Annotated in this window: 14 protein-coding genes; 10 read left to right on the top strand and 4 right to left on the bottom strand. The window is 65.9% G+C overall.

All coding sequences use genetic code 11. The annotated features are described in order from the left end of the window. Positions 1 to 110: 110 nt before the first annotated feature. Positions 111 to 356, top strand: a complete 246-nt coding sequence (locus ACQR03_RS11305) for a hypothetical protein (protein ID WP_315717765.1) — start codon at positions 111 to 113, stop codon at positions 354 to 356. A gap of 6 nt (positions 357 to 362) precedes the next feature. On the opposite strand, the gene ACQR03_RS11310 is transcribed toward ACQR03_RS11305, so the two are convergent. Continuing rightward, positions 363 to 551: a hypothetical protein gene (locus ACQR03_RS11310; protein ID WP_172112235.1), complete on the bottom strand. Its 189-nt coding sequence runs from the start codon at positions 549 to 551 to the stop codon at positions 363 to 365. 53 nt (positions 552 to 604) lie between these two features. Then, positions 605 to 760: a hypothetical protein gene (locus tag ACQR03_RS11315; RefSeq protein ID WP_316201166.1), complete on the bottom strand. Its 156-nt coding sequence runs from the start codon at positions 758 to 760 to the stop codon at positions 605 to 607. A gap of 116 nt (positions 761 to 876) precedes the next feature. On the opposite strand from ACQR03_RS11315, the gene ACQR03_RS11320 reads away from it, so the two are divergent. The 6 genes from ACQR03_RS11320 (at position 877) to ACQR03_RS11345 (ending at position 6,445) form a co-directional block, all read left to right on the top strand. Next, on the top strand, positions 877 to 1,455 hold the full coding sequence (locus ACQR03_RS11320) for a cytochrome c oxidase subunit 3 family protein (RefSeq protein ID WP_315750296.1): 579 nt from the start codon (positions 877 to 879) through the stop codon (positions 1,453 to 1,455). Positions 1,456 to 1,458: 3 nt separating this feature from the next. Next, positions 1,459 to 1,722 (top strand): cytochrome C oxidase subunit IV family protein, encoded by a 264-nt coding sequence (locus ACQR03_RS11325; protein ID WP_315717762.1) that lies wholly within the window; start codon positions 1,459 to 1,461, stop codon positions 1,720 to 1,722. Positions 1,723 to 1,823: 101 nt separating this feature from the next. Beyond that, entirely contained in the window at positions 1,824 to 2,276 is a 453-nt protein-coding gene (locus ACQR03_RS11330) for a c-type cytochrome (RefSeq protein WP_315717761.1), read from the top strand. A gap of 36 nt (positions 2,277 to 2,312) precedes the next feature. After that, positions 2,313 to 3,659 carry a cbb3-type cytochrome c oxidase subunit I gene (locus ACQR03_RS11335; RefSeq protein ID WP_315717760.1) on the top strand — a complete coding sequence of 449 codons (1,347 nt, stop codon included), beginning with the start codon at positions 2,313 to 2,315 and terminating at the stop codon, positions 3,657 to 3,659. Between the two features lie 59 nt (positions 3,660 to 3,718). Further along, the gene (locus ACQR03_RS11340) at positions 3,719 to 4,528 is read left to right on the top strand and encodes a CbbQ/NirQ/NorQ/GpvN family protein (protein ID WP_315717759.1); all 810 of its coding nucleotides are present in this window, start codon (positions 3,719 to 3,721) and stop codon (positions 4,526 to 4,528) included. Between the two features lie 3 nt (positions 4,529 to 4,531). Further along, positions 4,532 to 6,445: a nitric oxide reductase activation protein NorD gene (locus ACQR03_RS11345; protein WP_315750298.1), complete on the top strand. Its 1,914-nt coding sequence runs from the start codon at positions 4,532 to 4,534 to the stop codon at positions 6,443 to 6,445. A gap of 67 nt (positions 6,446 to 6,512) precedes the next feature. Here the strand turns inward: ACQR03_RS11345 and ACQR03_RS11350 are convergent, their stop codons facing one another. Further along, positions 6,513 to 6,947 carry a DUF2267 domain-containing protein gene (locus ACQR03_RS11350; protein ID WP_315750299.1) on the bottom strand — a complete coding sequence of 145 codons (435 nt, stop codon included), beginning with the start codon at positions 6,945 to 6,947 and terminating at the stop codon, positions 6,513 to 6,515. Between the two features lie 1,265 nt (positions 6,948 to 8,212). Here ACQR03_RS11350 and ACQR03_RS11355 point away from each other — a divergent pair. After that, complete coding sequence (locus ACQR03_RS11355) at positions 8,213 to 8,455, top strand: hypothetical protein (protein ID WP_315717756.1); 243 nt, start codon at positions 8,213 to 8,215, stop codon at positions 8,453 to 8,455. Between the two features lie 305 nt (positions 8,456 to 8,760). Then, positions 8,761 to 9,555: a creatininase family protein gene (locus ACQR03_RS11360; RefSeq protein WP_316171724.1), complete on the top strand. Its 795-nt coding sequence runs from the start codon at positions 8,761 to 8,763 to the stop codon at positions 9,553 to 9,555. Positions 9,556 to 9,658: 103 nt separating this feature from the next. Here the strand turns inward: ACQR03_RS11360 and ACQR03_RS11365 are convergent, their stop codons facing one another. Continuing rightward, the gene (locus ACQR03_RS11365; RefSeq protein WP_434841272.1) at positions 9,659 to 10,597 is read right to left on the bottom strand and encodes a LysR family transcriptional regulator; all 939 of its coding nucleotides are present in this window, start codon (positions 10,595 to 10,597) and stop codon (positions 9,659 to 9,661) included. A 179-nt stretch (positions 10,598 to 10,776) separates the two neighbouring features. Here ACQR03_RS11365 and ACQR03_RS11370 point away from each other — a divergent pair, with 179 nt between their 5' ends. Next, positions 10,777 to 11,727, top strand: coding sequence for an N-carbamoyl-D-amino-acid hydrolase (locus ACQR03_RS11370; protein ID WP_315717753.1), 951 nt, complete (start codon positions 10,777 to 10,779; stop codon positions 11,725 to 11,727). The last annotated feature ends 20 nt before the right edge of the window (positions 11,728 to 11,747 follow it).

The following is an 11,747-nucleotide window of genomic DNA, read 5'->3' on the forward strand; positions in this document are numbered from 1 at the left end:
AGGGTGGGACGCCGTCCTCAAATTTCGGAACTGCCGCCGTGCGCCGTTACCGCACCCGTCCAGGAACGATCGTGGTCGCGTCCTGTTCTCGTGTCAGGAGTGCGACCGCCATGCGTGCAGGACCCATCACTATCATCGTCGCATTGCTGCTGATTCTCGCGGCCGCCGTCGTCTTCGCCTATCAGGGCATGACCTTGCCCGGCGATCCGATGCCGACCGAGGGCTGGATCGCGCTCACGCTCGGCGTGGTGTTTTCGCTCATCGTGGGGATCGGGCTGATGGTGCTGTTGTTCTACAGCAGCCGCAAGGGCTACGACGAGCCATCACAGTTCGGGGCTGATGATCATCGCGACTGAGACCGCTCAAGCCGGATGCGGCGGATGCTGTGTCCGCGGATGCCGGTCGTGAAGCAGCTTGGCGAGTTCGTGCCTCAGATCGTCGTGACCGCGCATCGCCGTCTCGAACAGCGCTTCCTGGATGTCGCGCGGCATGTCGCCCCAGACGCCGATGGCGGCGTTGCCGAGCAGCTCTGCGAACCGGTTGTCGTCCATGCGGCACCTCCGGACGATCTGACGCCCGAGGACGGCAAAGGTTCCAGGCCAGGTTATTGCGTGGTGAACAGGACAACCGCAATCGCAACGGAGAGCGCGATCGCGGACACGGTCCCCGTGGTCGACAGTACGCCCATGCGCCGCAGCGCCGCTGCAAACACGATGATGATCGGGGTGGCGGTGACGAGGCCGAGCCGCGCTTCGGTCATGGACATGCTCCTGATGTCGATCCGGTAGCGCATCCAGGCGCCGTGCTGTTTGTGCGCCGACAAAGAGCATGTCTGCCGCCCCGATTAGCTTTGCCGACATCTGATCGGAGGTGGCGGTGTCGGCACTCACATACGAACCGGAACCAACGGAGCGCTGGGGCGTGCTCGACGGGTTGCCGGGCGACCCCATGATGTGGGTCCTGATCCTCAGCGAGCTTGTCGCTTTCGGCCTGCTGCTCGGCGCCTTCGTCGTGGCGCGCGCAGTCAATCCAGTCGTGTTCGCAGCCGGGCAGGCCATGCTGGACGGACCTCTCGCCGCATTGAACACGATCGTGCTTGTGACGAGCGGGTGGGCTGCGGCGCGCGGGGCGGCGGCGGCGAGAGGCGGATCGCCGGCCACAGCACGGCGTTGGATCATGCTGGCGATCCTGCTCGGCACGGCCTTCATTGCCGTCAAGCTGACCGAGTATGGCAGGGAGATTGCCGCCGGCGCAGGCCTGGAGACGTCGCCGTTCTTCACGCTCTATTTTCTGCTCACGGGCTTCCATCTGCTTCACGTCGTACTCGGGATGGTCATCCTCGGAATCGTCGGTCGTCATGCCGCGCCCACCAGCGTCGAGACCGGGACGGCGTTCTGGCACATGGTCGATCTGGTCTGGATCGTGATGTTCCCGATCCTCTATCTGGTGGGATGAGTCATGGTCCGCGATCGCCTCACGCTCGCCTGGCTTCAATTGCTGAGCTTCGCCGTTGCCACGCTCGCGGCCTCGCTGCTGCTGCCGAATCGCTGGCTCGCCGATGCCCTCGTGCTCGCGCTCGCATTGGCAAAGGGCAGGGTGATCGTGCTGGATTTTCTCGGCCTGCGCCATGCGCCCGCGCTGTGGCGCGGCCTGCTCGCATCGTGGCTCCTAGGCCTGGTTGCGCTCGCCGGGCTGGCGGTGGCGCTCCGCGCGCTGGTCTGACGGGCCATCGCCGTGCTGCTTGCGCCGCGACAAAGAGACTCCCGGCAGTGCCGGTAGATTGCCTTCACCATCGACCTTCACCAAAACGGAAAGGACGTGTCATGGCGGAACGCCTGACCAAGTCGGCCGCACGGAACGTCTTCTACGGCGGTTCGGCCTTCTTCTTTGCGATCTTCCTCGGGCTCACAGCGCACAGCCACTACTACATGGTCACGACCTCGACCAATGCGTCGACGCTGTCCGACGGAGTCGCTCGCGGCAAGCACGTCTGGGAGAGAAACTCCTGCATCAACTGCCATACCCTGCTCGGCGAGGGCGCCTATTTCGCGCCAGAGGTCGGCAATGTCTGGGACCGTTGGGGCGGCAGGCAGGACCCGGCCGCCGCGCGCGAGATGCTGAAATCCTGGATGCAGTCGCAACCCTCCGGTGCGCCCGGCCGCAGGCAGATGCCGCAGTTCAATCTGTCCGACCAGGAGCTCAACGACCTCGCCGACTTCCTGCAATGGACCGACACGATCAAGCGCCAGGACTGGCCGCCGAACAAGGCCGGCTGAGCCGGCATCCCGTCCCCGTCATGAGAGAGATCCGCGATGAGATATGAGACCCAGAAGGTCGCGATGCTGTATTTCTACGGCGCGCTGACGCTCTTCCTCGCCCAGGTCATCTTCGGCCTGCTCGCCGGCACCATCTACGTGCTGCCGAACACGCTGTCGGTCCTGCTTCCCTTCAACATCGTCCGCATGATCCACACCAACGCGCTGATCGTGTGGTCGCTGATCGGCTTCATGGGCGCCACCTACTTCCTGCTGCCCGAGGAGACCGAGACCGAGCTCTACAGCCCGCTGCTCGCCAAGATCCAGTTCTGGATGTTCTTCGGCGCCGCGGGTGCGGCCGTCGTCGGCTATCTCTTCCACTACCATGAGGGCCGTGAGTTCCTCGAGCAGCCCTTCATCATCAAGGTCGGCATCGTCGTCGTCTGCCTGATGTTCCTGTTCAACGTCACGATGACCGCCCTGAAGGGTCGCAAGACGACGGTGACCAACATCCTGCTGTTCGGTCTGTGGGGCGTCGCGATCTTCTTCCTGTTCGCGTTCTACAATCCGGCAAATCTCGCCGTCGACAAGATGTACTGGTGGTACATCGTCCATCTCTGGGTGGAGGGCGTCTGGGAGTTGATCATGGCCTCGATCCTGGCCTTCCTGATGATCAAGCTCAACGGCATCGACCGCGAGGTGGTGGAGAAGTGGCTCTACGTCATCATTGGCCTGGCGCTGTTCTCTGGCATCCTCGGCACCGGCCATCATTTCTACTGGATCGGCGCGCCCGGCTATTGGCAGTGGATCGGCTCGCTGTTCTCAACGCTCGAGGTCGCGCCGTTCTTCACCATGGTGATCTTCACGGTGCAGATGACGCTCAAGGCGGGACGCAAGCATCCGAATCGCGCCGCGCTGCTGTGGTCGGTCGGCTGCTCCGTCATGGCGTTCCTCGGCGCCGGCGTGTGGGGCTTCCTGCACACGCTGTCCAGCGTGAACTACTACACCCACGGCACCCAGGTGACCGCCGCGCACGGCCATCTCGCCTTCTTCGGCGCCTATGTGATGCTCAACCTCGCGGTCATGGCCTATGCGGTGCCGCAGCTGCGCCAGCGTGCGCCGTATAATCAGTGGCTCTCGATGGCGAGCTTCTGGATCATGTGCACGGCGATGATGACGATGACCTTTGCGCTGACCTTCGCCGGCATCATCCAGGTGCATCTGCAGCGCGTGCTCGGCCAGAGCTACATGGACGTGCAGGACCAGCTCGCGATGTTCTACTGGGTTCGGCTCGGCTCCGGTGTGTTCGTGGCGATCGCGGCGCTGATGTTCGTCTGGGCCGTGCTGGTGCCCGGCCGCGCCAAGCAGGCGATCATCCCCGGCGCCCTGCAGCCGGCGGAGTAAAACCCCGCAGGCGGCGGCTTCGATGCCGCCGCCTGCATCCCCCGATTCGGAGAGTGATCATGAAGCCCGCGCTGCACGCGATCGATACCGTCCTGTCGTTCCCCTCGTACACGCCGACCGGCAATGAATGCGCGCTGTTCGAGCATGCGTTCCGACATCGCCTACCGGTGCTGCTGAAGGGGCCGACCGGCTGCGGCAAGACCCGCTTCGTCGCGCACATGGCGGCGCGACTGGGCCTGCCGCTGCACACGGTCGCCTGTCACGACGACCTCACCGCCGCCGACCTCACCGGGCGATATCTGCTCAAGGGCGGTGACACCGTGTGGACCGACGGCCCGCTGACCCGCGCGGTGCGCGAGGGCGGCATCTGCTATCTCGACGAGGTCGTCGAGGCGCGGAAGGATGTGACCGTCGTGCTGCATCCTCTCACCGACGACCGCCGCATTCTTCCGCTGGAGCGCACCGGCGAGGAGCTGCTCGCGCCCGACGGCTTCATGCTGGTGGTGTCCTACAATCCGGGTTATCAGTCGCTGCACAAGGCGCTGAAGCCATCGACACGGCAGCGCTTCATCGCCATCGAATTCGGCTTCCTGCCCGCCGAGCAGGAGATCGCGGTGGTTGCCGCCGAGAGCGGGCTGGCGCCGGAGCGCGTTCGGCCGCTGGTGGCGCTCGCGCATCGGCTGCGCGCGCTGCAAGGCCATGACTTGGAGGAGGGCGTCTCGACGCGGCTCCTGGTCTATTGCGCGACGCTCGTCGCTGCCGGAGCATCCATCGCGGACGCCGTGCTCGCCGCGATGATCGAGCCGCTCACCGACGACGCCGACGTCAAGGCCGCGTTGCGCGAGGTCGCGCATGCCGTGATCGGGTGAGCCATGCTCGACTTCCTCGAACTGGAGGAGACCGTCGGCCGCGCCTGGCATCGCCTGGTCGGCACGACCTCGAGCTATCCGGTCCATCCGGATCAGGCCGTCGCCCTGAACGAGATCAGCGGCCGCATCGCCGTGATGTTCCGCGCGCTGGGCGGCGAGAGCGGCGTGCAGGTCGCCGGAGCCAAGGCGCGCAAATCGGGCCATCGGCTCGGCTGGCGCCAGCGCATTGGCCTCGGGGACGAATGCCTCGATCAGGCCGGGCGCGATGGCGCCACCGTGTTCCTGCCGGAGACCATCGCGCTGCTGCCGGGGCGCGCGCTCAATGCGCAGCTCTATCACTGGCTCGCGGCGTGGTTCGCGACCATGGCGGTCGAGCCGATCACGGAGCGCGATCCGCTGCGGCATGATCTGCTGGCGCTGCGCCGGGCCTGTGAGACGACCTCGCTGGTGCTGGCGCGCTTCCCTGGACTGGCGTGTCCGCATGCGCAACTCGCCGAAGCGCTGGCTGCGGCGCGGCCGCGGCGGCCGCTGCCTCGGCTCGAGCAGCAGGTCGAGCACATCGTCATGGCCCTGCTCGGCGCCGGCGCGCCGCCCAAGGGCGCGCTGTGGAATGCGGTCATCGCTGGCGGCGCGTTGCCGGAGGCCGCCCCGCCCGGCTATCGGCCGATGCTGCCGTGTCCGCTGTGGGGCGATTGCTGGAGCCGCGATGCCGTTGCCGCGGCGCGCGAGGACGACGAGACGCAGACGCCCGCAGAGCAGGAGGGGGCACCCGACACCCGCAAGCGCTTCGCACGGCGCGAGCGCGACGACACGGCCAAGCGCGATCCATTCATCCTCAACCGCTTCGAGAAGATCCTGGCGATGGCGGAGATGGTCAATGTCGATCGTCCGTCCGACGATACCGACGATGACGACGCCCGCAAGGCTGCCGACGATCTTGATGAGCTCGCGATCGCCAGGCGCAAGGGGCGTCCGGCGAGCAAGCTGAAGTTCGATCTCGACCTGCCGCCCGAGGCGGTGGACACGGCCCGGCTCGACAGCGGCCGGCTGTATCCCGAGTGGAATTATCGCAGCGGCGCCTATCTGCCGGACCATTGTCGCGTCGTGACCGGCGATGCCGCCGAGGCGGGCGAGGCGTGGTCTCCGGACGATGCGATGCGCCGGCGCATCCGCAGCGTGCGGCGCAGGTTCGAGACCTTGCGGCCGCGTCATGAGGTGATGCGCGCGCAGGCCGACGGCCACGACCTCGACATCGACGCGCTGGTGCGCGCGCGCAGCGATCTCAATGCCGGCCATGGCGGACTTGATCGCGTGCATCTGGCGATGCGCCCGCTCGCGCATGATCTCGCGGTGACTCTCCTGGTCGACGTGTCCCTATCGACCGATGCGTGGATCGACGGCGTGCGCGTTCTCGACGTCGAGAAGGAGGCGCTGCTGGTGCTGGCGCATGGGCTGTCGGCCTGCGGCGACAGCCACAGCATTCTCACCTTCACCTCGCGGCGCAACTCATGGGTCCGCCTGGAGACCGTGAAGGCATTCGACGAGCCGATGAGCGGGCGGGTCGAGCGCCGCATCGGCGCGCTCAGGCCCGGCTACTATACGCGTATCGGCACGGCGGTGCGTCATGCCGCCAGCCAGCTCGCCGAGCGATCCGAGCGCAAGCGCCTGCTGCTGGTGCTGACCGACGGCAAGCCGAACGACGTCGATCACTATGAGGGACGGTTCGCGATCGAGGACACGCGCAAGGCGGTGCAGGAAGCGCGGCGCGGCGGCGTCGCGGTGTTCGGCGTGACCATCGATGCGTCGGCGCAGTCGTATTTTCCCACCCTGTTCGGCCGCGGCGGCTACGCCATCGTCGGCAACATCAGGCGACTGCCCGCCGCGCTGCCGGCGCTGTACCGGCAGCTCGCGCATTGAAGGCGAGAGGCGCACTGCCGCCGTACCGACGACCGATACCGGTCAGCTGATCGAAGGGGTCCGGCCCTCAGGTCGCCGGCTCGCGCAGATTGCGCAGCGGCACCGGCAGGTGGCCCATCAGCTTGTCGAACTCGCCGGGATCGAGCTTCTCCCAGAGAATTTCGAAGATGCCGCGCGCAGCCGTGAGCGGATCGACCGGGAATTGCGGCGGCAGTTGGCGGAAGATGTCATCGACGAAATATTCGAGATGGCGGTCCTTGGTCGGGGTTGCCGCGTGGTGCCAGCCCTCGTAGTAGATCCCGCGAATGAGCATCGGCAACTGGGCGCCGAAATTCACGGCGACGGCCATCGGCATACGGTCGCGCAGCACATGCAGCACGGCACGCAGTGCATTGTAGGCCTGCTGCCGGCTCGCCAGCGCGAGGCGTTGCTCGATGGCCTTCAGCCAGATGTTGGTTTCCTGGACGGTGTGATCCAGGGCGGTCACGCCGGTCTCGCTCATGTGGTTCTCCATGATGACAAGTGCACAGGACCGTTCGAGGGACGCCGAACAAGGTAACGGCAAGGCCTGATTCGCTTGAACGCCTTGTCAGTAGGTGGTGCGTTCGGGTCGGTCATGTTGACCTGCATCAAATCACGATGTCGTGGTTGGACCGTGAGGTAAATGGCGGGTCAACGTCCCGCGCAGTCGTTTACGATCCCTTGCTGCCGCAGCGGCACCAGCGGTCGGCAAGCCCATCCGTCATCTTACGGGGATCGTCGTGGTCCCGTGCGCGGCACGTGACAATGGTCAGCAGTTCACTCTGACAAACAGCCATCGACAAACAGAACGTCTACAAATCAGCACGTCGCGATCTCGCGGCGCCTATCGCGCCCGAGTCTTGCTTGACGGAGCCCTCTTCAAGTGAGAGGGCGCAGGGAAGGCCGGGAGCTCGCCGCCCCCATGGCCCCCGTGCGGAAAGAATGCACGGGGCAGGAACCACAGGTTCGGCTGAGACATCCCGGCCTTCCCTGCGCGATAGTGTTACGGCTTATACGCATTCTCCCCGGTGAACGGGCTGTCTTGCCACCGTCACCCGCGCGAGGCTGAAACCTCGTCACGAGCTTGACGCCAGCGTCGCGGCGCCAGGACCATGCGACTTCGCCGTCCGCGCCTTGCCGTTCGTCCGCAGGCATGACACCCGCTGCGACACGTCGCGTCCATCGCATCCCGCACTCCACGTCTCGTGACGTTCGCGACACGCCCCTCTTCATGAGGCGGGATGCGCGGAAATGTCGTCCTGATTTGCCCGACGGGGCAAGCTGTTTATCTGCGGCAGACTGGCACGACGGGCAATTCGCGCATGGCGGTCATGCTGATTCGTTCGTCCGATGGCCTCGGGATTTTGCGTCTACCCGTGCTCAGTCGCAGAGCGCATCCAAGTTGGGATCGGGCTGCTGCCTTGGGGGGCGGCGCGAGGTGGGCGCTGCGGGCGCTGAGAGACGCGCGACCACGGCGCTCCTCGTTCGCGGTGGCGCGCATGATGGCGAGCGACCGGAACGTTCGCGTTGCAAGTCCGGAACTTGCGCGACTCGTTCGCGCTGAACATCCCGAGATCATCGCGGGCCGGCGCTGCGCCGTCAGGTTGAACCCGTAATCGCCCTGCTTGTGAAGAACACGTCTTCGCTTGCTCGTCGCGACAGACTCACCTTACATCGGAGTCGTCCGAGGCGGAGAGATCGCGCGCTCGACACCCCTTTCAACTCACGAATCGACGTCGGCTCGCAATGCTCAAGTCTGCCCAAGAGAAGTCTGTTCACAACAAGCCTGCTCAAGACAAATCCGGCAACGACCTTCCGCTGACCGGCTATGCCGTCGTGGTCGATGGTCAGATCAAGACCGAATTCAAGACCAAGGATGGCGCACACAACGGCGCGCATGACCTCAAGCGCCGGTTTCCGATGTTGCAGATCAGGGTGTACGACGCGGAGACGAAGCAGACCCACGACATCGAACTGACGCGGGCGTGAGACCGGCCTGCCGCGCGGGGGCCGTGGTGCCGTGAGAACGCACGGCCGTTGCACCTCGTCGAGGCCGCAATCGCTGTCGATGTTTGAGTGCATGGAGAGCATGCTCCTGATGTAGCGGAGGGTGCGGTGTCGGTCGCCGCGTCCTCGCCCCTGTGGGAGAGGGCGCAGTATCGCGCAGGGGCGTGCGGTCTGAGGTGCACGCAGGCGACTGTCGGCCTGCGCGCCCGATACGCCGGGATGGGCTGTTGCGGTGGCTGCGTGATATGAGCCAATCTGCCTCATCTCCGACCATGCGAGCAGCCATCATGACCGAAACCGCCTGGAACAGACTTTCCGCCGCAGCGCTTCGCGCGCTCGCGGCCCGAGACGCGATCGTGCTGTTGCCGGTGGCCTCGACCGAGCAGCACGGCCCGCATCTGCCGACGGGAGTTGACGACTTCCTGTGCAGTGAGGTCTGCCGTCGCACCGCGCTGGAGCTGACTCCAGACCATCCCATCGTGGTCGCGCCGACCGTTTGGTGCGGGCTCGCCGACCATCACGTTCCGTTCGGTGGCACCTTCACCCTCGGTCTCTCCACCTACCACGCCGTGCTCAGAGACCTGTGCCGCTCGATTCTGAATGCCGGCTTCCGCCGCATCGTGATCGTCAACGGCCATGGCGGCAACATCCAGGCGCTGGCCACCCTCACCGGCGAACTGACGCGCGAGCTCAACGCGCCGATCGCGACGACGACCTATTTCATGGAAGGGCGGGAGACCATGGCCAAGGTCCTCGAGGATCAGGCGGGCGTGATGCATGCCTGCGAAGCCGAGACCTCGATGATGATGGCGGCTCATCCCGGCCTCGTCGACGCGGCGGGGCTCGACGCTGCCTTTGGGCCGAGCTTCGACATCATGGGCTCGCTGGTCCCGTCGCTGAAAATGTTCAGATCGTTCGCCGACATCACCACCTCCGGCGTCGCAGGCGATGCGCGCAAGGCATCTGCTGCAAAGGGCGAGAAGCTGCTCGCCGGCTGCGCGGCGGCGCTGGCGGCGCGATTGCGGGCGGGCGAGCCATGGTCCACTGCACCAATTCCGCCGCCAGCCGCAAGACGACAGTGACGCGGAGCATCATCCCGAGAAGCCCGTCGCAGGCGGGCGTTTCGGATGATGGGCCGCAAACGATACGTCCACGGGGTTGATGGACGCATGCCGATCGGCAAGCTCAGCCGCGCTGCGCGGAAGCGGCGAGGCTCGGAGCTCCGATCGCGTCGAGGCCGTCCGCAAGACTGCGGCTCGCGTTTCGCACCTCGCTGCGAAACGTCTTCGCCAGGTTCGACAGCGGCCGTGCCTCCGACCACAGCACATAGGCCGAGACTTTGGTGCTCGGCGTGAACGGCCGTACCACGAGATCATGCCCGCCCTGGCGCGGCGAGAATGGATCGACCACGGCGACGCCGACGCCGGTCGAAGCCAGCACGCAGGCCGTGTTGCAGTAACGCACTTCGACGGTCGGCTGGAAGTCGGCATCGGCTTGCCGGAAGCTCTCGCGCACCGCTTCGCCGAGGCGCGTGCCGCGTTCAAGGCCGATCAGCGGGAAGCCGGCGAGATCCCGCGCTGAAATCACGTCGCATTCGGCAAGCGGATGCCGGGCCGGCATCACGCACACCATCTCCCCGGTATGCACGACCTCATGGGCGATCCCGGGATGATCGGACAGTCCGAGCGCGAAGCCGAGCTCGGCGACGTTGCCGAGCACGCCCTCGATGATGCCTTCGTAGCGGCGCACGTCGAAGAACATCCGCGTCTGCGGCCGGCGCCGCAGGAAGCCTGGCAAGGTCGGCGGGATGATGCTGTAGGCGAGCGGCGGCGTGGCGACGATCGACAGATGACCCGTCTTCTGCTCGCGCAGGTCACGCACGCGGTTTTCCAGCCGGGCGTGCAGGGTGAAGATCGCCTCGCTCTCCTCATAGAGCGTCATCGCCTCGGGTGTCGGGAACAGCCGGTTGTTGACGCGCTCGAACAGCGTGAAGCCGGCCTGCGCCTCCATCGCCTTCAGCGCATTGCTGATCGCAGGCTGCGACAGCGCGAGCTCCTCGGCGGCAGCGACCGTGGTGTGGTGGCGGATGACCGCCCGCAGGATCTCCAACTGGCGCAGGTTCATGGCATGGTCGCCCTATTAGCCCGGGTGATGGTCTCGGCCAAAATATCATAGACCGAGGTCGTCCCGACTGGTTGCAATTCCTGCGCCGGTTTCGCTTCATTGATGCTTCTCTTGCGCGTCGCAGAGGGCGGTGATGCCGCCTGCTGGAAAGGCATGACGCACAGATCGGAGGCAGAGTTTTGAGCCGTATCTTCCGCGCGGCCGCCGCCCAGATGGGGCCGACCCAGCGCGCCGACAGCCGCGGGCACACGCTGTCGCGCATGATCGGGCTCCTGGAACAGGCGGCCGCCCAGGGCGCCAAGCTGGTGGTGTTTCCGGAACTCGCATTCACGACCTTCTTCCCGCGTTGGATCCTCGAAGGCGATGAGCTCGACAGCTATTTCGAGCGCGCGATGCCGAACCCGTCCGTTGCCGCGCTGTTCGACCGGGCGCGGGCGCTTCGCGTCGGCTTCTATGTCGGCTATGCCGAGCTGACACCGGACGGACGCCGCTTCAACAGCTCCATCCTTGTCGATCCCGACGGCGAGATCATCAGCAAATATCGCAAGGTGCATCTGCCCGGCTCCGTCGAGCCGCGCCCGAGTGCCAAGTATCAGCAGCTGGAGAAGCGCTATTTCGGCTATGGCGATCTCGGCTTTCCGGCCGTGCGCGCCGGCCGCGAGTGGGGCGGCGCCATCATGGGCATGATGATCTGCAACGACCGGCGCTGGCCGGAATCGTGGCGGGTGCTCGGGCTGCAGGGCGTCGAGCTGGTCTGCGTCGGCTACAATTCCGCAGCCTACGATCCGAATGGCGGCAACACCGAGGATGCCTCGCTGCGTACCTTCCATTCGACCCTGGTGGCGCAGGCCAACGCCTATATGAATGCGACGTGGGCGATCGCGGTCGCAAAGGCGGGCGACGAGGACGGCAGCGGGCTGATCGGCGGCTCCTGCATCGTCGATCCCAATGGCTGCATCGTGGCGCGGGCGAAGACGCTCGCTGACGAGGTCGTCGTCGCCGACATCGACCTCGATCTGTGCCGCCAGGGCAAGGACAAGATGTTCAACTTCGCGGCGCATCGCCGGCCGGATCAGTACAGGCTCATCACCGAGCGCGCCGGCGCCGTCGAGCCGGTCGTGGTCGATTAGCCGTTCACGTGGGGAGTTGC

The organism is Bradyrhizobium sp. HKCCYLS3070, assembly GCF_051167575.1.
Taxonomy (GTDB): Bacteria; Pseudomonadota; Alphaproteobacteria; order Rhizobiales; family Xanthobacteraceae; genus Bradyrhizobium.